The sequence below is a fragment of the Flavobacterium anhuiense genome (assembly GCF_050990855.1).
Lineage (GTDB): Bacteria > Bacteroidota > Bacteroidia > Flavobacteriales > Flavobacteriaceae > Flavobacterium > Flavobacterium anhuiense_C.
Window position 1 is genome coordinate 861,994 of record NZ_CP158861.1, and the last position, 26,921, is coordinate 888,914.

Below are 26,921 nucleotides of genomic sequence, written 5' to 3' on the forward strand. Positions count from 1 at the left end.
GTTTTTCGTTAGTATATATAGCCAAAATAAGCAAATATTTTAATATGCATAAAAAAACGTTAAATAAAATTCATATTTAGCATCATTTTTTACAATATTTTAACTATTTACTAATTAGATTTATTAAAATAAAAACAAAGAAAGTGAGAAGAAAAACCAATATACTATGCATACATATAAATTTTCATCAAAAAAATGAAAATTTCACAAAAATACAGGTGTTCAAAAAAATTATTGACAATAAAAAAAAAGCGAGACCTAAATCTCGCTTTTTTAACATATTTATTATTTCGAAAAATAAACTTATTCTACTGTAACCGATTTTGCTAAGTTACGTGGCTGATCCACATTACAACCTCTCATTACCGCAATATAGTAAGACAATAATTGCAACGGAATAGTGGTAACTAATGGTGACAATGCATCTGAAGTTTCAGGAATTTCGATTACATAATCAGCTAATTCGCGAACTTGAACATCACCTTTTGTAACTACAGCGATAATTTTACCGCTTCTTGATTTAATTTCCTGAATATTACTTACAATTTTATCGTAATGTCCTTGTTTAGGAGCAATAACAATAACCGGCATGTGTTCGTCAATTAAAGCAATCGGACCGTGCTTCATTTCCGCAGCTGGATAACCTTCAGCGTGGATATATGAGATTTCTTTTAATTTTAAAGCACCTTCTAATGCTACAGGGAAATTGTATCCTCTACCTAAATAAAGACAGTTTGGCGCATCTTTAAAGGCAGCAGCAATTTCTTTAGCTCTATCATCAGTTTCTAATGCTTCAGCCACTTTCTCAGGAATAATTTCTAATTCTTGAAGGTAAGTATGAAAATCTGTATTTGACAACGTTCCTTTTGCTTTTCCTAAACGTAGAGCAATCATCGTTAATACAGTGATTTGAGTAGTGAATGCTTTTGTAGAAGCTACTCCAATTTCTGGACCTGCGTGCGTATAGGCACCTGCATGACTTTCTCTAGAAATAGAAGATCCAACTACGTTGCAAACTCCAAATACAAATGCTCCGTTTTCTTTTGCCAATTTAATAGCCGCCATAGTATCTGCAGTTTCACCAGATTGTGAAATCGCGATAACTACGTCATCTTTATTGATAATTGGATTTCTGTATCTAAACTCAGAAGCATATTCAACCTCTACAGGAATACGGGTAAATTCCTCAAAGATATATTCTGCCACTAAACCTGCGTGCCAAGAAGTTCCACACGCAACAATTAGAATTCTTTTTGCGTTTAAGAATTTCTCCAGATTATCTTCAACACCAGCCATTTGAACGATTCCTTCATTAGCATGAAGCCTTCCTCTGTATGTATCTTTAATTACACTTGGCTGCTCATAGATTTCTTTAAGCATGAAATGATCATATCCACCTTTTTCAATCTGCTCCAAATTCATTTGAAGCTCTTGAATATAAGGATCTACCAAAGAATCATCTTGGATTTTTCTAATTTTAATTGGCTTATGCAATCTAATATTTGCCATTTCGCCATCTTCTAAATACACCGCATTAGAAGTATATTCAATAAACGGTGAAGCATCAGAAGCAACAAAATACTCTCCTTCTCCAACTCCAATTGCTAATGGACTCCCTAATCTTGCCGCAACTAGTTCGTTTGGATTTTTTTTATCAAAAACAGCAATTGCATACGCACCAACAACTTGGTTTAATGCAACCTGAACCGCTTTACCTAATTTAATATTTTCTTTCTTTTGAACTTCTTCTATTAAATTAACTAAAACCTCAGTATCTGTATCCGACTTAAAAGTATAACCTCTTTTGATAAGCTCCTCTTTCAAAGGTGCATAATTCTCAATAATTCCATTATGGATAATTGCCAAATCTCCAGAATTAGAAAGATGAGGGTGCGAATTCACGTCGTTTGGAACCCCATGAGTTGCCCAACGCGTATGTCCAATTCCAATATTTCCGTTTATTGTAAAACCTTCATTGGCTTTAGCCTCAAGATCAGAAACTTTACCTTTCGTTTTACATACTTTAATGCCAGCCTCTTCGTCATACAACATAACGCCGGCACTATCATATCCTCTATATTCAAGACGCTTTAATCCTTTTATTACAATAGGATAGGCATCTCGATGACCGATATATCCAACAATTCCACACATATATATTTATTAATTTGGTTTCGTGTAGTAAACTTCAAGTTTCAATCTTTTATCCTCTGGAACAGATGCAGATGCTTTTGAACCATACAAGATTGTACCTAAAGGATTCATAACCGATGTTCTCGGTACTGCAGAAAAATATTCAATCGGATTTTCTTGAATTTGAATCCTATTCTTCAGCGCATTAAATGTAAGCGTCGTCGGACTTTGAGAAACAACCAGACCTAAATCAACATTTTTTGCCGTCGCATCTTTTATCAGATTGCGAATATGGCCTGTAATTCTAACTTTATAACTTTTCCCTCTTTTATCAGAACCAACCGTAATTAATCCTCCATAAGTAGATGAGGCATCGGTAGAATAATCTAACAACACAGTATTATTTGTAAAATCATACAAATACAATCTATTTGGCTCTTCGGTATTAGCCATTTTATCGGCATCAATATAAAAAACCAAATTTGCCTCGTTAACTCTCCAATTCTTAATGGCAGCATTACTTCTTATTTCATCTAATTGGTCAGGAACACCATTTGCTCCATTTACCGGTTCTCCTTGCGCATTGTAACTTAATACATCGGTTGGATTAAAAAGCTTTAGGATTGCCATAGCGCCTTGACCTCCTTTTAAATAAAGCCGCTCATCTCCTTCTGTTTTATTTACATTTGTGGTTATAGCACTTTCATAATTTGGATTTCTAGCATCATTAAGAAAATTAGCCGTGTTTGATGTAGACGAACTAGAGCCCTTTAAATTCAAAACAATTGTTTTGCTCTCCATTGTAGCGTCAGCATCTGTTGTAGATTCTGTTTTAGCTTTGTAATAAACTGTAATTTTACCTTCACTAAAATTAATCAATGCCATATTACTTGGACTAGATCCAGACTTCTCAACATTAAAATACAAGCCTCTAAAATACTCTTGAAAAACATCCTCTGTTGCAAGTTTTGACGCATCCGCTTTTAAAATTCTATCTTGAAAAAACTGCTTATTTAAATGCAAACGCATTTCAGGCTTTACTCTACTAAGCGATTTTTTACCATCGGCTGTAATACTATCTTTGTACTCTTTCGCACTAAAAAAGAACTCTTCATTTTCAAGCCTATTTGCATCATCATTTAATAATGTCCCTACTTTTTTATTATTAAATTCAGTATTTTGATCGGTATAATAAAATTGTGGCAACTGAGTACCTCCACTAAAAGAACTACTCCTCATCTGGATTCCAGACTCATAAATACTTAATTTAATTTTTCCATTTTTATCACCGTAAATAGAATCAAGTTCATACGTACTATTTCCTTTATCATCAACAGCAGTAACATGACTATAATACGGAATCTGGATTCTAACACTATCAATAACTGGGGACTCTCCAATTGTTGGCGCATAAGAAGCAAGTCCTATCTGAGCTACAAAATTGGCAGTTGTGGTTCCAAAAGTAGGGTTATCAAAAATACCAAGAGCATTTGGCGTCATATTATTTGACTGAACAGGAGTAACTTCTTGATTAAAAGCTAAAACATCATATTTTTCAGACTCAAGTCCAAAATGATCATCACCAACTAAACCTTCACCAATCGCATTAAAATCTTTGTCACAAGAATATAAAAAAACAGCCATTACGGCTAAAAGAGTTTTCTTAATAAAAGAAGTTCTATACATGTCTAATAATAAAATTAAAATTTAAAGTCCAAATGTTCTATAGAAATTGGTATAAGCATCAGCAAATCCATCTTTCCCGGCGAAAGGTAAAAAAGGTTTTCCTGAAGATTCTATAAATTTTGTTAAACTTGGGGAAACATTTTCTGACGCAATGATTACACCATCAGAATGTAAAATACTAGCTTTTAAAACATTCTCATAATTTGGCACTTCTAAATCTGACACTGCCTCATGAGGAACACCGTCGAATTTAACTTTATTGATCATTTCTAAATCTAGGTTTTCATCAAACGACTGCCCGTAAACAGAAGTAATGATTTTAGTTTCAGAAAATAATGCTTCATGTTTATAATAATGCTTCATATAAATTGGAAGCATTGCTGCAAGCCAGCCATGAACATGTATAATATCTGGAACCCAGTTTAATTTTTTTACGGTTTCGACAACACCTTTTGCAAAGAAAATTGCTCTCTCGTCATTATCAGGGTATAAAGCACCTTCTTCATCTGTAAAAGTTGCTTTACGTTTGAAATATTCATCATTATCAATAAAATAAACCTGAATTCTTTCTTTAGGAATCGATGCAACTTTAATAATCAATGGCATATCTAAGTCATTCACTACCAAATTCATCCCTGAAAGTCTAATCACTTCATGCAATTGATGTCTTCTCTCATTTATATTCCCATATCTAGGCATGAAAATTCTTATCTGGCCACCTTGGTCATTAATCATTTTCGGAACGTCATAAGACATTAAAGAAACCTCATTTTCAGCCAAGTAAGGCACGACTTCAGATGATACATATAATATCCTCTTATCTTTCATAATAGTATTTTACTTAATTTTGGTAATAAAAACGTCGCAAAATTACAAAAATTTATGCAGTTTATAACTAATATATTATGTTTGCATAAATTTTAATAATACCTCAATGCATATTTTCTACAGTAAAGCAGCGTTGATAGCCTATCTTAAAACTATCAAAACCGCAAATTCAACTATCGGATTTGTACCAACAATGGGCGCTTTACACCAAGGACATTTGGCTTTAATGCAACGTTCGTTAAAAGAAAACAACGATACAGTAGTAAGTATTTTTGTCAATCCAACTCAATTTAACAACGCAGACGATTTAGCAAAATATCCTAGGACACTAGAAGAGGATATTAAGAAAATGCGTACATTAAGTGATAAAATCATTTTATATGCACCTTCTGTTGATGATATTTACGAAGGAAACACGATTTCACAGACTTTCGATTTTGACGGATTAGAAAATCAGATGGAAGGAAAATTTCGTCCTGGACATTTTAACGGTGTCGGAACAATCGTAAAACGTCTTTTCGAAATCGTAACCCCTACCAATGCGTATTTTGGAGAAAAGGATTTTCAACAGCTTCAAATTGTTAAAAAATTAGTCGAAAAAACAGGATTGCCTGTAAATATTGTTGGTTGTCCCATCTTTAGAGAAGATAATCAGCTTGCCATGAGTTCGCGAAATGAACGCTTAACTTCTCAAGAAAGAAAAGATGCTTCCATTATTTATAAAATTATAAGCGAAGCAAAAGAGATTTTCCAAAACCATACTCCGCAAGAAACAATCGAATTTGTAGAAAATTCTTTTAAAGACAACAACGAATTTGAACTAGAGTATTTTGTGATAGCTGACGAATCTACACTTTTATCTATCGATCAGAAAGAGAATGATAAAAAATATCGTGCATTTATAGCGGTATTTGTTAATTCTATAAGACTGATTGACACCATTTCATTAAATTAATCTAACTTTGCAACATGCAAATTCAAGTTATAAAATCAAAAATTCATCGTGTTAAAGTAACCGGAGCCGATCTAAATTATATTGGCAGCATTACTATTGATGAAACTCTTCTGGAAGCTTCAAACATTATTGAAGGCGAGAAAGTATCTATTGTTAACATTAATAATGGCGAGCGTTTTGAAACTTACGCTATTAAAGGTGAAAAAAATTCTGGCGAAATTACTTTAAATGGTCCTGCAGCGAGAAAAGTACAAAAAGATGATATCATCATTATCATTTCGTACGCGACATTAGATTTTGAAGAAGCAAAAACCTTCAAGCCATGGATTATTTTCCCAAACGAAAATGACAATTCTTTAACGTAAGATTTTCCTTTTCTTACCGAATTCCCCTACTTTGTCAAAAGCCAATTTTGCACAAAAACGCCTTCTTTTGTCCTAATCGAAAATGGTTTTTGGCACTAAATTCCTCTGCTTCAATTTTCAACCTACTTAACAAAGAAGCAAATAAAATAGTATATTGCTACACTATTTACAATACTTTTTTAATTCACTGAAATGCCACAAATCATGAAAAAAGTTTACCTACTATTTTTTTTAATTTCGTTTTCATCGTTTGCCCAAAAAACGTTTGACAATATTAAATCAGAAAAGCTTGGAGAAGAGCGCAGAATCACCATCGGACTCCCAGCTTCTTATGAAGCCAACAAAGACAAAAAATATCCAGTACTTTATTTATTGGATGGGGATTATTTATTTGATCCATTTTCTGGCGCCATAAGCTACGGAACATATTGGGATGATATCCCAGAAATGATTATCATCGGAATTCATCAAAATAAAGATGGAGAGCGATTTGATGACACAACAATCGATCAAAACGAAGGGCTTCCTTTTGAAAAGGGAGCAAAATTTTTCGAATTTATTGGAGCTGAATTAGTTCCATACATTGAAAAAAAATACCGTACCTCACCTTTCAGACTTATAGCAGGTCACGATTTAACGGCGAGTTTTGCTAATTTTTATTTGTACAAAGAAATACCGCTTTTCAATGCTTACATCTGCTTAAGCCCGGAGCTTGCTCCAAAAATGGAAGTACGCATTGCAGAGAAATTCGCTAAAGTAAAAAGTCCTATTTTTTATTACTTATCTGCAGGAGAGGGCGATATTAAAAAAATTAAAGAGCCAATAGAAAAACTAAACGGTAATATTAAAATTGCTAATAATCCGTTAGTAAATTACAAATATGACGTATTCAAAGGCGCAACACATTACACAGAAGTACTACATTCTATACCAAATGCATTATACCAAATTTTTGAAGTATACCGACCTATAAATTCTGCCGAATACAATGAGAAAATTGCGGTACTTCAAGAAGGTTATGCTGAGTATTTAGAAAAAAAATACACTACAATGTCTGAAGCTTTAGGAGTTCAAATTCCTGTTAGAATGAGCGATTTTAAGGTAATTGAAAATATTATTTTAAAAAGAAACGCTTATAGCGAACTAGGAAAAATGGCCGAAATAGGAAATGTAAATTATCCGAAAGCCATGTTGGGTGAATATGAATTAGGATTAATGTATGAAAAACAAGGCGATCCTAAACATGCTTCAAAAAAATACCAAAATGCTTCGCAAATGGAGCCAATTGGCGATCTGAACAAAGACTTGATGTATGAGAAAATTGACGAAATGAATACACTTACTAAAAAAAGTAAATAATGTCAAAAGTTAAAACTTCCTTTTTCTGCCAAAACTGCGGAACCCAATATGCCAAATGGCAAGGGCAATGCAACGCGTGCAAAGAATGGAATACGATTGCCGAAGAAATCATTCAGAAACAAGACAAGGTTGCTTGGAAAAGCGAATCTGCTCCAACAAGCAAAGCACCAAGACCTTTAAAAATTAACGAAATTGATTCTGCCCAAGAAGTTCGAATGGACACTACTGATAGTGAATTGAATCGTGTTTTAGGTGGCGGACTTGTTCCTGGATCACTAACACTATTGGGTGGTGAACCTGGCATCGGAAAAAGTACACTTTTGCTTCAAGTTTCTCTTAAATTACCTTATAAAACCTTATACGTTTCGGGCGAAGAAAGTCAGAAACAAATAAAAATGCGTGCGGAAAGAATTACGCCAAACAGTGACAACTGTTATATTCTAACCGAAACCAAAACGCAAAATATTTTCAAACAAATTGAAACCATTCAGCCTGAAGTAGTCATTATTGACTCTATTCAGACTTTGCATACCGATTATATCGAATCGACTGCGGGAAGTATTTCTCAAATACGAGAAACCACAGCAGAACTGATCAAATTTGCCAAAGAAAGTAATATTCCGGTAATTTTGATTGGACATATTACGAAAGACGGAAACATAGCCGGACCAAAAATTTTGGAACATATGGTAGATACTGTTCTTCAATTTGAAGGCGATAGAAATCATATTTATAGAATTTTACGCTCACTTAAAAATCGTTTTGGTTCGACATCTGAACTTGGAATTTATGAAATGCTTGGAAGTGGATTACGCGAAGTTAATAATCCATCAGAAATTCTCATTTCACATAAAGATGAAGAACTTTCAGGAACTGCAATTGCGACAACTCTTGAAGGAATGCGTCCGCTAATGATTGAAATTCAATCTTTGGTTAGCACCGCAGTTTACGGCACACCTCAAAGAAGCACGACAGGATATAACGCTAAAAGACTGAACATGATTTTGGCTGTTCTAGAAAAAAGAGCAGGATTTCGCTTAGGCGCAAAAGATGTTTTCCTGAATGTAACTGGAGGTATTTCTGTAGATGATCCAGCAATTGACTTGGCGGTTGTTGCAGCAATTTTATCCTCAAACGAAGATATTCCGGTTGGAAAAGGATTCTGTTTTGCTGGCGAAGTCGGACTTTCTGGCGAAATTCGTCCTGTTAATCGCGTAGACCAACGCATTCAAGAAGCTGAAAAACTAGGTTTCGATACTATTTTTGTTTCTAAATACAACAAAATTGCTTTAAAAAACACTGGAATTAAGATTGAGCTTGTAGCAAAAATTGAAGATGTTGCAAGCATACTTTTTGGCTGATTTCAAAAACATTCCCTCTATGAATTTTCCAAAACAAAAAATATACAAAGCACTAAAAATACTAGGAATAGTAATCGTATTGCTTTGCATCGCGCTTTACTATTTTCGCGATTCACTTCTAAAGCAGGCTATTGCAAAAGTCACGCACAAAATGGCCGTGCAATACAACAGTAATTTCTCTGTAAAATCGGCTTCATTTGATGGTTTATCAACCATACATTTAACAGATGTTGTTTTAGCTCCAATAAATGCTGATACGCTTTGTAAAATTAAAAATGTTGAAACCAGCATTAGCTTAAGTAATTTATTAATTGGAGATGTTCAAGTTGGAACTTTAAAAGTAGACAATGGGTATATTCAATTAGTCAAAAAAGGAAATAAACGAAATTTTGATGCCTTTCTAAAAAGAGATCGAGAAGAAACCGATTCTAACGAAAAACGCAAATATGCCGCTTTTGCTTACAGAATCATTTCGAAAGTTCTGAACTTGGTTCCGACCGACATGGATTTGAAAAACTTTCAATTCAAAATCAATGATAATGACAAACTAACTACTGTAGATGTAGACAAACTGGTTTTAAGCAACAAGCAATTAGAAACCAATCTTCACGTTCAAGCAAAAGATTTTGATCAGCGTTGGAATATTAAAGGTTTTGCAGATCCTAGAAACAAAAAAGCTGATATTCGTTTTTTCAACTTAGATACTGGCGCTATTCGCGTACCATATTTGGATCAGCGTTACAATTTAAAAGCAAGTTTCGATTCCATTCGTCTGAATGTTCAAAACATTGACAAAAGCGGCAGCGAACTTCACATTGACGGTTATACTTCAATCGCCAATCTTAAAATTAATCACCCGAAAATTGCAAGCAAAGACGTGGTTATAAAAAATGCTCGTTTTGACTATCGTTTTTTATTAGGAGATAGTTTTATTTCGATCGACAGCACTTCAACCATGCAGTTGAACAAAATTAAAGTTCGCCCTTACATTTCTTACGATACTGAGAAAGACACGATCTATACTTTGAAAATGGATATTCCGAAAATGAAAGCGCAAGATTTTATCGTTTCGCTTCCAGACGGATTATTTACGCATTTTCAGGGGATGCAAGCAACTGGAAATTTCGATTACAAATTGGATTTCAAATTCAATAAAAACAAACCTAATACGCTTGTTTTTGACAGTAAACTCAACAAAGAAGATTTACGAATCACTAAATATGGCGAAGCCGATTTAAATAAACTTAATGGTGAATTTGTTTATCGAGCCATTATTCAAAACGTATTGCAAAGGCCCGTTTTAGTTGGAAATGCTAATCCGAATTACACGCCATTAGATCAAATTTCTCCTTATTTGAGAAAATGCGTTTTAACAACTGAAGATCCTTCTTTCTTCTCACACCGTGGATTTATAAACGAGGCTTTCAAACAATCTATTCTGAAAAACATCAGAACAAAGAAATTTTCTCGAGGCGCGAGTACAATTAGTATGCAGTTGATTAAGAACGTCTTTTTGACTCGTGAAAAAACGCTTTCGCGAAAACTTGAAGAAATCTTATTAGTTTACATTTTAGAAAACAACCGAATTGTAAGCAAAGAAAGAATGCTGGAAGTCTATTTCAATATTATTGAATGGGGACCAAACGTTTACGGAATTGGCGAAGCGAGTCATTTTTACTTCCAAAAAAATCCTGCTGATTTAAATGTTGATGAATGTTTGTACTTGGCAACCATTATTCCGAAACCAAGAAAATTTATGTATCAGTTTAATGATCAAGGTAATTTGAAGGATTATGCAATTAAAAATCAGAAATTTTTAAAGAATTTGATGTTTAGAAGAGGTCTTTTAGTTCCAGAAGATACGACCGGTATATTGCCCGTTTACATTTCAGGAAATGCACGTTCGTTAATTCGCATCAAAGTTCCAGATTCTACAGCAATCAAAGCAGATTCTTTAGCTGTTGATGATGAATTTGATTTATAATTTGTAGCAAAGTTTAACCGCAAAGTTCGCAAAGATTTACGCAAAGCACACAAAGATTTTTCTACTCCAAAAAGGAAAATCTTTGTGTGCTTTTTTATTAATTAAAACATTGCGAACTCGGCGTAAATCCTTGCGCCTTTGCGGTTAAATATATTTTTAAGGCGCTGGATCAGGAATTATTGCTTGAACCGCATCAATTTCAGCTAAAATTTGTTTCGAAAGAACCACATCAATTGTATCGATATTTTCCTTTAATTGTTCCAACGTCGTCGCTCCAATAATGGCACTTGTCAAAAACGGCTGTTGCAACACAAATCCCATTGCTAATTGCGTTAACGTCAAACCATTTTTTTTAGCGATTTCTTGATATAATTTTGTTGCTTCGGTACATTGATCGCTATTGTAACGTTTGTATTGCGGAAAAAGGTTAATTCTTGCTTTAGGATGACTTTCTCCTGTTAAGAATTTCCCAGTCAAAACGCCAAATGCTAAAGGCGAATATCCTAGCAAACCAACATTCTCATATTTTGACACTTCTGCAGAATTTACCTCAAACAAACGATTCAATAAAGAATACGGATTTTGAACGGTTTTAATTCTTGGCAGATTATTGTATTTGCTTTCCTCCAACAAACGCATCATTCCCCAAGCATTTTCGTTCGAAACTCCGATATGTTTGATTTTCCCTTCTTTAATCAATACATCGAAAGTTTCTAAGATTTCTCTGAAATTATCTTCCCAAAGGTCATCATGTCCGTGAAAAGCACGTTGTCCAAAATTATTCGTTTTTCTTTCTGGCCAGTGCATTTGATACAAATCGATATAATCCGTTTGAAGCCTTTTCAAACTATTTTCAACCGCGTATTTAATACTCGCAGGCGAAAAATCCAGTTTCTCACGCATGTACCCAAAATTCGGATTCGGGCCCGCAATTTTAGATGCCAAAACAACTTTATCTCTGTTTCCTGTTTTTTTAAACCAAGTTCCAATAATTTTTTCTGTACTTCCGTAAGTCGCTTCATTTGCCGGAACTGAATACATCTCAGCTGTATCGAAGAAATTCACTCCTCTTTCAAGAGCATAATCCATTTGTTCGTGTCCTTCTGCTTCTGTATTCTGCTGCCCGAAAGTCATCGTTCCAAGACAGATTTTACTAACTTTTATATCGGTGTTTGGTAATGTAGTGTATTTCATTTTTTTTTAAGGTTCTGAGTTGCTAAGATTCTAAGGTTCTAAGTTTTTTCTCCTCTTTTGTAATAAGACTTCAAAGATACAAAGTGATTTTTCAAATCTAAAAGCAACAAAGGTTAAAAAAAGTACAAGATTTTTATGCGTTCCTGCAAGGTTTTCAAAACCTTGTAGGTATCTGTAAGTTCAATCAAAACGTAAGCTAAACCTACAAGGTTTTGAAAACCTTGCAGGATAAAAAAAAGCTCAAAAGTAAAACCTTTGAGCCTTTGTATCTTAGAACCTTTGTCCATTATTAATCATCCCAATCTTTCATTTCTTTAGACAAATCTTCGCTTGAAATTATTCGATTGTATTTGATATCTTCTAAACCTTCTTCTACTTTGCTATGGTAGTCAGTTAATGTCATTGGATTTCCTTTTGCATCATACGAAACCACTTCATTTAAATAATTATCAAATACAGAAGAAACAATTCGCAAAACTCTTTCATCAGCCAAATCTAATTGATTTTTTATTTTCTCTTTTAATTCTGGAAGTCCCATAATTCTTAATATATAAAGATCAAAGTTACAAAATTTTAAATTCCAATCTCTAAATCCCAAATTCCAAACGCTTTCAAAAATTAGAATTTGGAATTTGAGAATTGGAATTTAAAACAAAAAGGCTCAAAAGTAAAAACCTTTGAGCCTTTGTACCTCAGAACCTTTGTTCTTTAGTTTATGCTATTCAACATCTCGGCAATCTCATCTAATCTTGGAGTAAGAATAATTTCGATTCTACGGTTTTTAGCTTTTCCTTCTGGAGTAGCGTTGCTTGCCAAAGGAGAAAACTCGCTTCTTCCTGCTGCAGTTAATTTTTGTTTATTGATTTTTGGATTTTCACTTAAAATAGCTACAATTGCTGTCGCTCTTTTTGTAGATAAATCCCAATTGTTTGCAATTGGTCCTGAACCTGCATACGGATCATCATCTGTATGCCCTTCAATCAAAACAGAAAGGTCTGGATTATCGCCTAAAACTTTTCCAAGTTCTACAACTGCTCTCTTTCCTTCTGTTCCAACTGCCCAGCTTCCAGAATTGAAAAGCAATTTGTTTTCCATAGAAACATATACTTTTCCATTTTTTTGTTCTACTGTCAAACCTTTTCCTTCAAATCCGTTTAAAGCTTTAGACAAAGTTTCTTTCAATTTACGCATTGCTTCTTCTTTCGCTGCAATCATATCTTCCAATTCTTTTAGACGATTTGCCGTTTTATCCAAACGAGCTTGTTCATCAGCAAGAGCTTTCCCTTTTGCCTCTAATTGCGCTAACAATTCACGGTTTTTGGCCAAGTTTTTCTCTAATGCATCGTTACTGTTTTTCTCCAATGCATTATAAGAATCTTGTAAAACCTTATATTTATTTTGAGCCGCAGCCAAATCTGCTTTTTGTTTTGCCAAATCATCATTAGCAGCAGCTAAATCTTTAGTTAGTTTATCACGATCAACTTCTAGCTGATTTTTCGCTTTTTTCAAATTTTCATTTTCATCAGCAATAGAACGATTCTCTTTCTTTAAATCTGAATATTTTGTTTCTAAGTCAGTATAAATTTTCTTAGAAACACATGACGTTGTGGACAAAGCTAAAGCTAGTAATCCGATGGAGGCTTTTTTAATCATCTTTACTTAATTGGTTTTATTTCTGGGGCGTTTAATACATACTTTATTTAAAAATCCAATGTTAGAAATTTCAATTTCAAATTTTGGCTTTAAACTGCCATTTTTCTCTGCAAGAACAATACCAAAAATTAGTCAATTTCGACTAAAATCGGGCAATGGTCTGAATGCATGGCATCTGGAAGTATAACAGCTCTTTTTAATCGGCTCTCTAATGCATCACTAACTAAATTATAATCGATACGCCAGCCTTTGTTATTTCCTCTTGCTCCTGCGCGGTAACTCCACCAAGAATAATGATGCGGATCTTTATTAAAATGACGGAAACTATCAATAAATCCAGATTTCATAAAAGCATCTAACCAAGCGCGTTCTGCTGGAAGGAATCCAGAAACGGTTTTGTTACGAACAGGATCGTGAATATCAATTGCTTCGTGACAAATATTATAATCACCACAAATAATTAAATTGGGAATCGTTAGTTTCAACTCATTAACATATGTCTGAAAATCATCCATAAACATAAATTTATGATCTAGTCTTTCTATGTTTGTTCCAGACGGAAGATACAAGCTCATTACAGAAACATCGTCAAAATCTGCACGAAGATTTCTGCCTTCAAAATCCATATGATGAATTCCTGTACCATAAACAATATTATTTGGTTTTATTTTCGAAAGAATAGCTACTCCGCTATATCCTTTTTTGGTTGCAGGATAGTAATATTGAAACGGATAACCTGCCGCCGTAATATCGTCTACCGGAATTTGATCTTGTGTAGCTTTTATTTCCTGAAGACATATTACATCAGGATTTGCTTGTTGCAGCCACTCAATAAACCCTTTGTTTATTGCTGCTCTAATTCCATTTACATTATAAGAAATAATTTTCATCAGTGATATTTTTAAGGATTCCAAATGTAATAAAAAAGTGCAAAGTTTGTCTTGGATACAACGAAAAGTAGACTTTTTTGTTATCTTTGTTCGCTGTTCTAATAAATTAAAAGTAGTAGATGGGTTTAGTTACCGCGAAAGAAGTTGCAAAGGCAATAAATGTTGAAAAGTACGGAGTTTTCGGTACCTTTTCTGGCTGGATTCTTATGAAGGTTCTTAAGATCTCGACCCTTAATAAAATTTACGATCGTAATAAACATTTGACAGACCTTGACTTTTTGAATGGAATTTTGGATGAAATGGAAATTAAATTCGAAATCCCGGAAGAAGATTTAAAGCGTTTGCCAAAAGATGGTGCGTATATTACCATTTCTAATCACCCTCTTGGTGGAATTGATGGAATTTTACTTTTGAAATTGATGCTTGAAAGAGAGCCAAATTTCAAAATCATTGCCAATTTCTTGTTGCACAGAATTGTTCCGATGAAAAAATACATTATGCCGGTTAATCCTTTTGAAAATCATAAGGATGCAAAATCGAGCGTAATAGGAATTAAGGAAACTTTACGTCATTTAAGCGATGGAAAACCTTTGGGTATTTTCCCTGCTGGAGAAGTTTCAACATACAAAGACGGAAAATTAGTGGTAGACAAGCCGTGGGAAGAAGGTGCAATTAAGCTCATTAGAAAGGCTAAAGTTCCGGTTGTTCCAATTTATTTTCACGCCAAAAACAGTAAATTATTCTACTGGCTTTCTAAAATTGATGACACTTTACGTACAGCAAAATTACCTTCTGAGCTTTTAACGCAAAAAGACCGCGTAATTAAAGTGCGTATTGGAAAACCAATTTCTGTAAGCGAGCAAAACGAAATTGAATCTTTTGAAGAATACTCAGAATTCTTAAGAAAGAAAACGTATATGCTTGCCAATCCGTTTGAAAAAGATTCTAAACTAATTGACACTGCAAGTTTAAAAATCCAGAAAGCGCCTAAAAAAATCGTTACTCCTGCAAATGAGTTAAAATTGATTGATGAAGTTCAAGCATTACGAGATGGTGACAAAAGATTTTTACAAAGCAAAAATTATGAAGTTTTCTTTGCAAGCGCAAAAGAAATTCCGAATATTTTACATGAAATTGGCCGCTTACGCGAAATCACTTTCCGCGAAGTTGGTGAAGGAACAAATGAATCTATCGACCTGGACGAATACGACCAATATTATCACCATATGTTTTTATGGGATGATGAAACCAACAAAATTGCGGGAGCGTATCGTATGGGATTAGGTTCTGAAATTTATCCAAAATATGGAATTGAAGGATTCTATCTAACTGATCTTTTTAGATTTGAACCGGAGCTTCATGACATGATGCACAAATCTATTGAAATGGGGCGTGCCTTTATAGTGAAAGAATATCAGCAAAAGCCAATGCCTTTATTCTTATTATGGAAAGGCATTATTCATACTACTCTACGCCATCCAGAACATAAATATTTGGTTGGTGGTGTTAGTATCAGCAATCAGTTTTCAGATTTCTCTAAATCTTTGATGATTGAGTTTATGAAATCAAACTATTACGATCCGTATATTGCACAATATATTCACCCGAAAAAAGCGTATAAAGTAAAACTGAAAGACGCAGACAAAGATTTTATCTTCGACGAAGCGGAATCTGATTTGAATAAGTTTGATAAAATCATTGACGAACTAGAACCAGGAAACTTACGCTTACCTGTTCTAATTAAGAAATACATCAAGCAAAACGCAAGAGTTGTAGCTTTCAACGTCGATCCTTTATTCAATAATGCAATTGATGGTCTAATGTACATTCGAATTGCAGATATTCCTGAAAGCACCATGAAACCTGTTATTGAAGAGTTTCAGATTGAATTGGAAAAGAAGCTATCGGAGAAAGAAGATTAAATAATCAATCATAAAAAAGGAAAACCCATAAACTTAAGTTTATGGGTTTCCTTTTTTACTTTATTCTCAAACAACTTCTTCTCGTTCAAAATTAAATATTTCTTCCCCAATAGCAGTAAGTTTATCTAGTACAACCTGAGAGCCAGACTCTTTTATTACCCTCCATTCTCGATCTGAAACAGGTACAATCCATAAAAAATTTGTTTGTGAATCTCCAAAAGAGGGCACATTCATTGGAGGCAGAAGCTTTAGTTTTTTAGTTAGAATCGCATACTTAAATTTTTCACTTACAATGTTTTGGAATTCTACTGTATGACCTTCACCCAAAAATGTGATATAATCCCAAGGAATTGTTGTAATGCCACTTATCAAGCTTGCAACATTGTTTATTTCATCATTTGTTAATCCTGTCTTCAGCATAATCCCAATTTCAATTCTATTTATCCTGCTGGAATCTTCAAAATACATTTCGATTTTTGGCTGTGGTCGTAATGCTACCGCTACAGTTGCAAAAACAATCTTTTCTTCTCCTTCGTATACGTAAAGACCCTTTGGAGGCCACTCTGAATTGTCGATTGCATAATATTTCACGCTTTCTCCAAATACTTCATCATAGTAGTTTAAGATTTTTGGCTGCAGCGACTGAAAAGGATTCTCTTCTTCACCCCAAGCTTTAATAAATGAAACAGCATTTTTCACGCGTTTTCTCATTTCATTATCTTCAGCTAACTCCCAAGCAAAATTACCCTGACCAATACAATCTCGAGCGTACCCAAGAAATCCTGCATCTCCTCCCCAGCTTGGAATTACACACAAAATTTGTCCATTTTCCAACAATGCCGCTCCATCTCCTTCTTCCAGCCAGACAATTTCAAGATCCTTAGCATTAACCGCAACCTGCCCTTCTGGAAATTTACAAAACTCTTTGGTCAACATAGGAGGAACCCCTTTTTCCATCAATTTTACCTCTATTTCATCGGGTGCTTTAATTAAATTTCTAATCCAACAGCTTTTTACACCAAAATCTTCGTTATCACCAAATAGATAAAAATAGGCCACTCTATTATCTTGTTCTACAATTGCAGTGATTGGGCAACTAGGACTTCTTAATTCAAGAATAACCTTAGGTCTTTCAATCTTATTATTTCTGCTAAATAATCCCATATTTCTTTATTATTTTATCAGATTAAAATTCATATTGAAATTAACGACTTTTATTAAAAAAAACAGTATTCTAAATAAAACTCTTCATCTTTATTTCTTTATTCCACAAAATCAAAAAGCCCATTCAACAATGAATGGGCTTTTTGATTTTGTTCCTTTTATTTAAAACCAGCCTCTCTGACCAACTTGATACGTTTGATAAAACTCTTCATCACTTTTGGTCAAATATAGAATACCTTCAATAATTCCTATTATGCCGCCGATTCCGAACATAAATCCTAAAATCAACTGAATGATACCCTCTCTAGTATAACCCAAATAAAATTTATGAATTCCTAAATATCCTAATAAAATGGCTAGAATTCCGGCTAATACTTTTTTATTTTCCTCCCGATAACGCGGATTATTCCAATCTTCTCTTTTTGTATTTTCCATAATCTTAATTTTATAATTCTTAAAATAGTACTCGAACAAAAAAACTGATTCTTGAATACAACCAGTTTATATCTTTATTAAAACCAAATAGATTGGTGCAATATATCATCAAAAGAGTTATTTTTTACAAAGAGAATTAGTCTTATAAAATGATAAACGCCTAAAAAAACAGCTAGTCCATAAGCTAGTCTTCTATTGTACAAAAGCCCTGTGAAATATTCTTTTTTGGTTATCAACTCCATAGCCAGCACCAAAATCGTCGCAATGCAAAATGCAATGACAAAAGGGCCTAAAATATGATAGCTTATTGATTTATATAAATCTCCTTGATAAAAGTAAACTAACGATTTTGTGATTCCGCATCCTGGACAAGGAAATCCCGTCAACATTTTAAAGGGGCAAAATGACTGATCTCTTTCTAAATGATCATTATGATTATCAAGCATTATAAAAAACGGAACTATCAGTGTAATTAAAGCACCGATAATTCCGTAAATTTTACGTCTTGTTTGAATATTATTTGTATAATCTGTTGATATCACCTTGAACGATCATTGCTGCCGCAATAGGAAAAAAGAATCCTAAAACAATTAGTAAAGTAGATTGATCTTTTTGAAGTTCGCCTGTTTTCTCATATACTTTTGGCAATGCTTCTTTACCTGCTAAGTAATAGAAATAAATATTAACTGGCATACAACAACCTGCAAAAATTGCAATTGGTTGTGAAATAACTTCTTTTTTTGCTACCGCATTAAAAACCTCCGCTACTTTAATATTCCAATAAATTAAATACAATCCACATGTTAAAAATCCAAAAAGCAATACCATTACTGGATCTACTTTAAATACTGGGATTGGTTCTTCAAAATTATTCGATGTTTGCTGTAATTCCATCTTTTCCTTAATAAAATTCGTTAACTCCTACTCTTTGGATTTTCGGTTTCTCCAAATTTCTAAAGAACTTATTTAGATTCATTCTTTCGAAATTCGGAAACAATATTATTAAAAATTAACAAATAAAACTAATCTTGCTAAATAAATTTTAGAAGAAAAACCTCGTTATTAATGCCCTAACGGCTGTAGGCTATTTTTTGTTGTAAATGGCCTTAATTTTATCTACAATTACTTGCGCCAATCGTTCATGACTCTCAAAAGTCCAGCCTGCAATATGCGGTGTTAAAAGCACATTTTTTGCTTCCATTAAATATTGAAGTGCTTCTGGCGTAGTATTCTCTTGGAACAAGGTTTCAAATGAAAGTTTTTCATACTCTAAAACATCCAAACCTGCTCCAAGCACTTTTTTCTCTTTCATCGCCTTAACCAAATCAGCCGTCACAATGTTTTTACCACGCGAAGTGTTTATGATCCAAAACGGCTTTTTAAACGCATTTATAAAGTCACTATTAACCAATTTATCTGTTTCTGGTGTCCAGGGAAGATGAAGACTTAAAACATCTGCTTTTTCGCGCAGTTCTTCCAAAGACACTTGTTTGGCATTTTCGTCGCCCACATTATCCAAAATATCGTAGCATAACACTTCACTTTCGAAACCTCTTAATTTTTTAGCAAAAGCTTTACCCATATTTCCATAACCGATAATCCCGACCGTTTTTAAATCCAACTCGTGACCGCGATTGCTTTCTCGATTCCAGTGACCTGCTTTAACTTCGGCATCTGCTTGGTTTAGATTATTAAATAAAGATAAAATTACGCCAAGCGAATGTTCTGCAACAGCATTGCGGTTCCCTTCTGGAGCAGCAATGAGATGAATTCCTTTAGAAGAAGCATACTCACAATCAATGCTTTCTAGACCCGCACCAACTCTTGCGATAAATTGCAACTTTGTTGCAGCGTCTAAAAAAGTCTTGTCAATCTTGAAACGACTGCGGATTACAATTCCATTATAGTCTTGGATTTTTGATTCGATTTCTTCTTTTGAAGATTTAAAATCGGCGTGATTTTCGAAACCAGCTTCCTCCAATTGATTCCAAAGAATTGGATTATTGCTGTCGATATGAAGAATTTTTATACTCATTTTGTGTTGAATTTTAAAAGCACAAAAATACGGGAATTCTTTAAGATTTCATTTCAAGCTTAATGTTTAATCTCGCAGAGTCGCAAAGCCGGGCAGAAAAATACAACACCAAAAAACTTAAAAAGCTTCCTGCCTTTGTCCCGATAGCTTTCGGCATTGTGTCAAATGTCTTTTTATTGCCCAGTTTTTTTTTTAACTTTGAAAGAATAAGAATTTTTCAATTCCATCTTCAATACTCCAGAAAATCCTCTCAAATGAAATTAACCAAGACTTTTACAGCCTTTTTTGAAAACGAAAAATCAGGAGGAATTATCTTGCTCTGTGTCACACTTATATCGCTATTTCTCGCTAATTCTTCCATTCAAGTTCCATATGTTTCTTTTTGGGAGAAAGAAATTGCAGGCCATTCTGTAACAGATTGGATCAATGATGGATTAATGACCATATTCTTTCTTTTGATTGGTTTGGAACTGGAAAGAGAGATTTATCATGGTGAATTATCGAATATAAAGAATGCATCGCTCCCTATAATAGCCGCTTTTGGAGGAATGTTGGTTCCAGCCGCCATATTTTTAGCATTGAATTATGGAACAACCACACAAAATGGTGCCGGAATACCGATGGCAACCGATATTGCTTTTGCGATCGGGATATTATCGCTTCTTGGCAGCAGAGTTCCTGCCTCGTTAAAAGTCTTTTTGACCGCTTTGGCTGTAATTGACGATTTGGGAGCTATAATCGTTATTGCCGTTTTTTACACCACATCGATCTCCTTTTTAAACCTCGGAATCGCGCTTGGAATCTGGTGCCTTCTATTTGTTCTAAACAGAATGAAAATTCACAATCTTATTCCGTATCTCATTGGTGGAGTTGTAATGTGGTATTTTATGCTTAATTCTGGAGTTCATGCCACGATAACGGGTGTGATTTTAGCATTTGTAATTCCATTTGGTGATGGTGGCGAAAAAACATCTTCATACAGACTACAGCATTTTCTGCATCAGCCTGTAGCTTTTTTCATTTTGCCATTGTTCGCGATTGCCAATACCGCTTTGCCTATTACTGAAAACTGGCATGAAGGTCTTAATCATGTCAATACATACGGAATCATTTTGGGTCTTGTAGTTGGAAAACCACTCGGAATTTTGCTTTTCTCATCAGTTGGTGTGACGTCAGGTTTATGCATGTTGCCAAAAAACTTAAAATGGGCACATATTCTAGGCGCAGGAATGCTAGGCGGAATTGGTTTTACCATGTCAATCTTCATTACTGTTTTGGCATTCAAAAACCCTGAAGTTATTGTTTTTTCTAAAATAGCAATTCTAATCGCTTCTTTCATAGCTGGCCTTATGGGATTTGTTTATTTGAAGTACACGCTTAGTAAAAAATGAAATCTTAATTTTTTAAATTCCAATTAAAATCCTAAACTCCAATAGTCAAAATTCCAATTTAAATACTTTGGGTAGCCAATTTAATGATTTCTTCTCCGTCAAAATAAAACCAAAACATATTCAACTTTGACAAAGTTCTTTACCAAAACAAAAAAAAATCCAAATCCCAATGATAAATTGGAATTTGGATTTTTTAATATTGAAATTTAAGTAACCTAACCTTTGATTTGTTTCAAAGAAGTTTTGATTCCTTTAATTAATGAAGAACTAAAACCATTATGCTCCATTTCATTTAAACCGACAATTGTACAACCTTGAGGCGTCGTAACACGGTCGATTAATTGTTCTGGGTGCACTCGTTCTTCTAAAAGCATTTTAGCCGCTCCTTTTACTGTTTGTGCTGCAATTGCTAAAGCAGTGTTAGAATCAAAACCAATTTCGATTCCGGCTTGCATAGAGGCACGAATATAACGCAATGCATAAGCCGTTCCGCACGCACCTAAAACTGTTGCCGCATCCATTAACTTTTCGTCGATTACTGGAGCAGTTCCTAAATCTTGGAATAAATCAACAATTGGCGAAGCATTTGCTGCATACTTTTCTGGAAAAGAAATACAAGTTGCCGATTCTCCAAATTGAGCCGCAATATTTGGCATAATGCGTACAACAGGATATTCGTAGTTTGTTTTGGTTTGAAGCACTTCCAACGACAATCCGCTTACTGCAGATGCAATTGTTTTATTTTTAATAACTGGCAGAATTTCAGCCAAAACAGTATCTACTTGATACGGTTTTATAGTTAAGATTACAACATCAGCTTCCTGGATGTTGTGTTTATTATCGTTTGAAATCGTAATTCCATATTCAGATAAATATTGAATACTTGCTATGTTTCTTCTTGTGACTGTAACTTGGTTGTTTTTCGAGAATTTGGCAATTCCCAAGGCAATAGAAACCCCAAGGTTTCCTCCTCCAATAATGTGTACTTTCATTCTGGTTGGCTTTAATTATTTCTGACTAGTAAACAGCTTTTTTTTCCGCCTGTAAATTACGTAGATTTTCGAGATCTTAAATCACTGTAATCCCCAAATTTGTGGCAAAAATCTAGAATCCAAGAATCAAGTTAGCTACTCCAAAGTAGAGCATAATTCCAAATACATCGTTGGTTGTAGTGATAAACGGACCTGTGGCAATTGCGGGGTCAATTTTATTTTTGTTCAAGAAAAGCGGCACTAAAGTTCCTAAAGTTGCAGCAAAAAGAATCACCACAATCATAGAAATCGAAATCGCAAATCCGACCAAATACTGCTGGTACATGATGGAATGATAGCACAATAAAAGCAAAGAGATAATACTTCCAGATATCATAGAAACGGTAATTTCTTTAGTAAAATAACCGCGGCTAAAATCTTTTAAAGTTCCATTTGCCAAACCTTGCACAACAATTGCCGAAGCTTGAACTCCAATATTTCCTGCCGTCGCAGACAATAGAGGCACAAAAATGATTAAAGTAGAATATTTTTGAAAAGTACTTTCGTTTCCTTTCAGAACAAACGATGCCACAATTTCGATTACCATTCCAATCAAAAGCCAAGGCAAACGTGCTTTGGTCAGTTCGTAAACACTGTCATTGGATTCAACATCTTGTGTAATACCCGCTGCTAATTGGTAATCTTTATCAGCCTCTTCTTTGATTACGTCTACGATATCGTCGATGGTAATTCTTCCTACCAAACGCCCTAACTCGTCCACAACAGGAATCGCCTCCAAATCATACTTCTGCATGATACGAGCCACCTCAACATCTTCTGTATCGACGTTTACAAAGTTTAATTTTCTAATATAAACTTCTCCAATTTGAGTTTTGGTTGAAGAAGTCAATAAATCTTTTAGTGATAGTCTTCCTTTTAGTCGATTTTCATCATCCACTACGTAGATAGAATGTACTCTCGAAACATTTTCTGCCTGAATTCTCATTTCTTTAACGCAGGTTAAAACATTCCAATTTTCATTCACTTTTACAAGCTCTTTTCCCATCAAACCACCGGCCGTATTTTCGTCGTAACGCAAAAGATCAACAATGTCCTTGGCATGTTCAACGTCAACTAACTCCGAGATTACTTCCGCTTTAATTTCTTGCGAAAGTTCGGCGATAATGTCGGCAGCGTCATTGGTTTCAAGCTCATCAAGCTCTTCCGCGATTTCCTTTGGTGAAAGTCGGCTTAAGATGTTTTCACGCAAATCCTCTTCTAATTCTAGAAGAATTTCAGCTGTTTTATCACTATCTAAAACCTTAAAGATATAAGTTGCCTCATCAAAATCTAATTCTTCTAAGATTTCGGCAATATCAGCATGGTGCAAATCATTAAGTAAAACTTCAAGTTCGTTGTCGCTTTTCTTATTGATAAGTTCCTCTAACTGGTGTATAAACTCTCTACTAACTTTGAACTCCATCGGTTTCTATTTTTTGAGTTAGTTCAATAAATTCATCAACACTTAATTGCTCTGGACGTTTATCAAAGATAGTGTCTTCTCGCAAATTGTCTGATAAATTTAATGTTTTCAAACTGTTACGTAATGTTTTTCGTCTCTGCTGAAAAGCGGTTTTTACTACTGTAAAAAACAACTTTTCGCTACAAGGAAGACTGTAATCTTCCTTTCGGGTCATTCTCATCACACCCGATTTCACCTTGGGCGGAGGAATAAAAACGTTTTCATTAACAGTAAACAGATACTCGGTATCATAGAAAGCCTGAGCTAAAACTGATAATATTCCGTAGGTTTTTGAGCCTTTCTTCTCACAGATGCGCTCCGCCACTTCTTTTTGAAACATTCCCGAAAATTCTGGAATTTGGTCTCTAAGTTCTAATGTTCTAAAAACAATCTGAGAAGAAATATTATACGGAAAGTTGCCTATTATGGCAAACTGTTTATTTTGGTAAACTTCATTTATATTATACTTCAGGAAATCCTGAGAGATAATTTTATCTTTTAATTTTGGATAATTGGCATCCAAATACGCTACCGATTCGGTATCGATCTCAATAACGTGCGTGTTGATTGGTTTTTCAAGCAAATATTTAGTAAGCACACCCATTCCTGGTCCTATTTCTAAAACCTCATCATATCCTTTAAGCGTCAAAGTATCGGCAATAGCTTTTGCGATACTTTCATCCTTAAGAAAGTGCTGTCCTAAATGTTTTTTTGCTTTTACTTTTTCCATTTCAATTCTTGTTTGTCACGAGGCTGCAAAAGTATTCTTTTTGTTCTAAAGGCACTAAGAAGCAAAGCTTTATTTTCGTTTTTTTTGCCATTAGTGCTCAAAGACAACCAGTTTTTGTTCTTTTCCTCAATTTTTGAACTAAAAAAACGAGATCGAAGACTAAAAACTAAAAAATTAATGTTCTGAAATAACTTCTAATTCTGTTCTAAAAGAAAGCATCTTATCTGCAAATAGACTCAAAGCTTCTCGGTGAAATTCTGGTTCATCTTCGATATAAAACTTTTCCAAAGTTTCTTTGCTATCAGTCACGTACTGCACTGAGTAAGTAATGCCACCCATTTCTTCTTCAACCAGAACTTTTACAATTCTTGCAGAAAAAAATTTATTCGTTGCTAGAATTTCTGGTATGTGTTTTTCCTGCATCCATTTTAACCATTGGTCGTGAACGCTTTCGTGTATATTTGTGGTAACGTTGTAAATAATCATTTTTTCTTGTTTAATCGTTTATCCGGTTAAACGGTTAATCGATTAACCGCTTAAACAGAATTACAAATTCTTATCCCCTCTCAATTCTCGGTATTTTTTTCTAGCATCGACAAAGTAAATACTGTCTTGATGGTTAAAAATTACCTTTTCATATAAAGGCTTTGCCTTTTCTGGTTCTTTTAATTCGTCGTTATAAATTTCAGCCGAGAAAAACAACGCTTCGTCTACATAAATTCCGTCACTGTGATTGTCTATAATCTGCTGATATTGGCTTAAAGCCGAAGCAAAATCTTTCTGGCTCTCATAAACTTTTCCTAAACGAAGCAAAGTCACGGCTTCAATTTCTTGACCTTTATAGGCTTTCAGAATATTCTGAAACTGTGCTATCGCTTCTTGCTTTTTATTTTGATAAATTAAAAAATCGCCTTTTGCAAATTGTTTCAAAGCCACTTGAGTCGAATCTGCTGCCGTATTATCATTAATTAAAAGAAAATATTCTAGAGCATCGTTGGCAATTAATTGCGTGTTCGCCGCTTTTAATTCTTTAAACTGTTTATTTGCCCATTCAAAATCGCCTTTGTAATAACTTGTTTTGGCAGCTTTCAAACTAGCTTCGTGCGCCATTACATCGTTCTTTAAATCCAATTGAATCTGTGAATAATAAATCAGCGCCTGATTGTACTTTTCTTCCAAAAGCAAAATATCAGCCAATTCCATTTTAGCGTCGGCTTTTTGATATTCGTTTAAATTCAATTCTAGGGCTTTTTTGATCACTGCCTTGCCTTCTTCTGGTTTTTTCAAATTAAAAGCCAAAAAATGAGCTTGAATGATTTGCAAAGATAAGCTAAAAGGATTGATTTCGTAAGTTGCCACTAATTGCTGCAATTCCTGATTGATGGCTGGATAATCTTTTTCCTGCGCATTATCAATCTTAATCTGCATTAAATAGGCATTGCTCTGAATTAGTAAATCTCGATCTTTAGTATTTTGAAGAATAAAATTTAAGATTTCAACTGCTGTTTCATCATCATCTTCATTCATTGCAAACTGACTCAGATTGACGATACTCATCAACGATTCTGGCTCGCGCTTGTAAATGGCTTTTTCTTGAATAAACGCTTTACCGAATTCTTTCTGCTGTACATAAAACCAGCTTAAATAATGATTCCAGAAAACCTCTTGATCTTTCTGCGTTTTCAATATCAATGCTTTTCGCATGGCATCTTTGAAAGCCGTATTATCGGTTTCACCATTCATGAATCGAGACAATTGCGTCTGAATCAAATTGGTATTTTGCGGATTTGTAAAAGATTCTGTCAATAACAAATCAATCATCAAATCGGTTTTTCCTAACTGGCCGTACAGCATTCCGATTTGAAAATTGAAATTAAAGTTCGGCTGAACTTGCATTGCCGTTTGATACGCTTTTAAAGCATATTCCAACAATACCTTTTTCTCAAATGAACTTGCAACTCCGTACACATCATTCGGACTCGTTTTTATTTTTTCGATTGCTTGTTCGTAATAATTTTTAGCTTTCGAATCGTTTTTCTGCAATTGAAAGTTGTATCCCAATTCAACTAAAAAAACACCTTGTTTATAGCGATTGAAACGATCTTGAATTGCTTTTTCGGCATTTGCGTATTGCTGCAATTGCTGATAACAATCGACAGTTCTTAAAAAATATTGAGTATTGGACGGCGCTGCTCGCAAAAGCTCTTCATAACTGATTTTAGCTTTATCAAAATCTCCTTTATCGTAGTAATATTGGGCCAACTGCTCGTTTTGACCAAATGCAAAACCAGAACATAATAAAACGATACAAATCAATATGTTTTTCATATTTTTTTTAGTTTC

Annotated in this window: 24 protein-coding genes; 7 read left to right on the top strand and 17 right to left on the bottom strand. The window is 34.3% G+C overall.

All coding sequences use genetic code 11. The features are described 5' to 3' along the window. Positions 1–303: 303 nt before the first annotated feature. From glmS to ABTV69_RS03970, 3 genes are read right to left on the bottom strand one after another with little or no spacing between them, the layout of a single operon-like run. Entirely contained in the window at positions 304–2,154 is a 1,851-nt protein-coding gene (glmS, locus tag ABTV69_RS03960; protein WP_433834381.1) for a glutamine--fructose-6-phosphate transaminase (isomerizing), read from the bottom strand. Positions 2,155–2,163: 9 nt separating this feature from the next. Further along, positions 2,164–3,819 (bottom strand): DUF4270 domain-containing protein, encoded by a 1,656-nt coding sequence (locus ABTV69_RS03965; RefSeq protein WP_433834382.1) that lies wholly within the window; start codon positions 3,817–3,819, stop codon positions 2,164–2,166. A gap of 21 nt (positions 3,820–3,840) precedes the next feature. Then, positions 3,841–4,647 (bottom strand): glycogen/starch synthase, encoded by an 807-nt coding sequence (locus tag ABTV69_RS03970; protein ID WP_306153700.1) that lies wholly within the window; start codon positions 4,645–4,647, stop codon positions 3,841–3,843. A 106-nt stretch (positions 4,648–4,753) separates the two neighbouring features. On the opposite strand from ABTV69_RS03970, the gene panC reads away from it, so the two are divergent. The 5 genes from panC to ABTV69_RS03995 all read left to right on the top strand — a co-directional run bounded on the left by panC (position 4,754) and on the right by ABTV69_RS03995 (position 10,671). Then, the gene (gene panC / locus ABTV69_RS03975; RefSeq protein ID WP_433834383.1) at positions 4,754–5,602 is read left to right on the top strand and encodes a pantoate--beta-alanine ligase; all 849 of its coding nucleotides are present in this window, start codon (positions 4,754–4,756) and stop codon (positions 5,600–5,602) included. Between the two features lie 14 nt (positions 5,603–5,616). Then, complete coding sequence (panD, locus tag ABTV69_RS03980; protein ID WP_008465481.1) at positions 5,617–5,967, top strand: aspartate 1-decarboxylase; 351 nt, start codon at positions 5,617–5,619, stop codon at positions 5,965–5,967. Positions 5,968–6,171: 204 nt separating this feature from the next. Then, positions 6,172–7,326, top strand: a complete 1,155-nt coding sequence (locus ABTV69_RS03985; RefSeq protein ID WP_433834384.1) for an alpha/beta hydrolase — start codon at positions 6,172–6,174, stop codon at positions 7,324–7,326. Further along, a complete protein-coding gene (radA, locus tag ABTV69_RS03990) occupies positions 7,326–8,687 on the top strand; it encodes a DNA repair protein RadA (RefSeq protein ID WP_433834385.1) in 1,362 nt (453 codons plus the stop codon). Before ABTV69_RS03985 ends, radA begins: the two co-directional genes overlap by 1 nt. Positions 8,688–8,706: 19 nt before the next feature. Beyond that, the gene (locus tag ABTV69_RS03995) at positions 8,707–10,671 is read left to right on the top strand and encodes a transglycosylase domain-containing protein (protein WP_433834386.1); all 1,965 of its coding nucleotides are present in this window, start codon (positions 8,707–8,709) and stop codon (positions 10,669–10,671) included. Positions 10,672–10,827: 156 nt separating this feature from the next. On the opposite strand, the gene ABTV69_RS04000 is transcribed toward ABTV69_RS03995, so the two are convergent. The 4 genes from ABTV69_RS04000 to ABTV69_RS04015 all read right to left on the bottom strand — a co-directional run bounded on the left by ABTV69_RS04000 (position 10,828) and on the right by ABTV69_RS04015 (position 14,408). Continuing rightward, on the bottom strand, positions 10,828–11,865 hold the full coding sequence (locus ABTV69_RS04000) for an aldo/keto reductase (protein WP_433834387.1): 1,038 nt from the start codon (positions 11,863–11,865) through the stop codon (positions 10,828–10,830). Between the two features lie 289 nt (positions 11,866–12,154). After that, positions 12,155–12,403 carry a hypothetical protein gene (locus ABTV69_RS04005; protein WP_433834388.1) on the bottom strand — a complete coding sequence of 83 codons (249 nt, stop codon included), beginning with the start codon at positions 12,401–12,403 and terminating at the stop codon, positions 12,155–12,157. A 170-nt stretch (positions 12,404–12,573) separates the two neighbouring features. Continuing rightward, positions 12,574–13,518, bottom strand: a complete 945-nt coding sequence (locus ABTV69_RS04010; RefSeq protein ID WP_433834389.1) for an OmpA family protein — start codon at positions 13,516–13,518, stop codon at positions 12,574–12,576. 128 nt (positions 13,519–13,646) lie between these two features. Continuing rightward, positions 13,647–14,408 carry an exodeoxyribonuclease III gene (locus tag ABTV69_RS04015; protein ID WP_433834390.1) on the bottom strand — a complete coding sequence of 254 codons (762 nt, stop codon included), beginning with the start codon at positions 14,406–14,408 and terminating at the stop codon, positions 13,647–13,649. 119 nt (positions 14,409–14,527) lie between these two features. Between ABTV69_RS04015 and ABTV69_RS04020 the strand changes: the two genes are divergently transcribed. Then, the gene (locus ABTV69_RS04020) at positions 14,528–16,330 is read left to right on the top strand and encodes a GNAT family N-acyltransferase (protein WP_433834391.1); all 1,803 of its coding nucleotides are present in this window, start codon (positions 14,528–14,530) and stop codon (positions 16,328–16,330) included. Between the two features lie 66 nt (positions 16,331–16,396). Here ABTV69_RS04020 and ABTV69_RS04025 read toward each other — a convergent pair whose 3' ends face one another. From ABTV69_RS04025 to ABTV69_RS04045, 5 genes are all read right to left on the bottom strand, one after another. Further along, a complete protein-coding gene (locus tag ABTV69_RS04025) occupies positions 16,397–17,494 on the bottom strand; it encodes a suppressor of fused domain protein (RefSeq protein ID WP_433834392.1) in 1,098 nt (365 codons plus the stop codon). 162 nt (positions 17,495–17,656) lie between these two features. Beyond that, positions 17,657–17,929: a TM2 domain-containing protein gene (locus tag ABTV69_RS04030; protein WP_433834393.1), complete on the bottom strand. Its 273-nt coding sequence runs from the start codon at positions 17,927–17,929 to the stop codon at positions 17,657–17,659. A gap of 77 nt (positions 17,930–18,006) precedes the next feature. After that, on the bottom strand, positions 18,007–18,471 hold the full coding sequence (locus ABTV69_RS04035; protein ID WP_433834394.1) for a DUF2752 domain-containing protein: 465 nt from the start codon (positions 18,469–18,471) through the stop codon (positions 18,007–18,009). After that, a complete protein-coding gene (locus ABTV69_RS04040) occupies positions 18,446–18,823 on the bottom strand; it encodes a DUF4234 domain-containing protein (protein WP_433834395.1) in 378 nt (125 codons plus the stop codon). Before ABTV69_RS04040 ends, ABTV69_RS04035 begins: the two co-directional genes overlap by 26 nt. Before the next feature lie 190 nt (positions 18,824–19,013). After that, positions 19,014–19,964, bottom strand: coding sequence for a 2-hydroxyacid dehydrogenase (locus tag ABTV69_RS04045; RefSeq protein ID WP_433834396.1), 951 nt, complete (start codon positions 19,962–19,964; stop codon positions 19,014–19,016). Positions 19,965–20,218: 254 nt separating this feature from the next. Here ABTV69_RS04045 and nhaA point away from each other — a divergent pair, with 254 nt between their 5' ends. Next, entirely contained in the window at positions 20,219–21,355 is a 1,137-nt protein-coding gene (gene nhaA / locus ABTV69_RS04050; RefSeq protein WP_433834397.1) for a Na+/H+ antiporter NhaA, read from the top strand. Between the two features lie 215 nt (positions 21,356–21,570). On the opposite strand, the gene proC is transcribed toward nhaA, so the two are convergent. The 5 genes from proC to ABTV69_RS04075 all read right to left on the bottom strand — a co-directional run bounded on the left by proC (position 21,571) and on the right by ABTV69_RS04075 (position 26,906). After that, positions 21,571–22,347, bottom strand: coding sequence for a pyrroline-5-carboxylate reductase (gene proC / locus ABTV69_RS04055; RefSeq protein ID WP_433834398.1), 777 nt, complete (start codon positions 22,345–22,347; stop codon positions 21,571–21,573). Between the two features lie 112 nt (positions 22,348–22,459). Then, positions 22,460–23,809, bottom strand: a complete 1,350-nt coding sequence (gene mgtE / locus ABTV69_RS04060) for a magnesium transporter (protein ID WP_433834399.1) — start codon at positions 23,807–23,809, stop codon at positions 22,460–22,462. Next, positions 23,793–24,578 carry a 16S rRNA (adenine(1518)-N(6)/adenine(1519)-N(6))-dimethyltransferase RsmA gene (rsmA, locus tag ABTV69_RS04065; RefSeq protein ID WP_433834400.1) on the bottom strand — a complete coding sequence of 262 codons (786 nt, stop codon included), beginning with the start codon at positions 24,576–24,578 and terminating at the stop codon, positions 23,793–23,795. The genes mgtE and rsmA overlap by 17 nt, the downstream gene beginning before the upstream one ends. Before the next feature lie 174 nt (positions 24,579–24,752). Further along, the gene (locus tag ABTV69_RS04070; RefSeq protein WP_433834401.1) at positions 24,753–25,064 is read right to left on the bottom strand and encodes a DUF4286 family protein; all 312 of its coding nucleotides are present in this window, start codon (positions 25,062–25,064) and stop codon (positions 24,753–24,755) included. Between the two features lie 60 nt (positions 25,065–25,124). After that, positions 25,125–26,906 carry a tetratricopeptide repeat protein gene (locus ABTV69_RS04075; protein WP_433834402.1) on the bottom strand — a complete coding sequence of 594 codons (1,782 nt, stop codon included), beginning with the start codon at positions 26,904–26,906 and terminating at the stop codon, positions 25,125–25,127. Between the last annotated feature and the right edge of the window lie 15 nt (positions 26,907–26,921).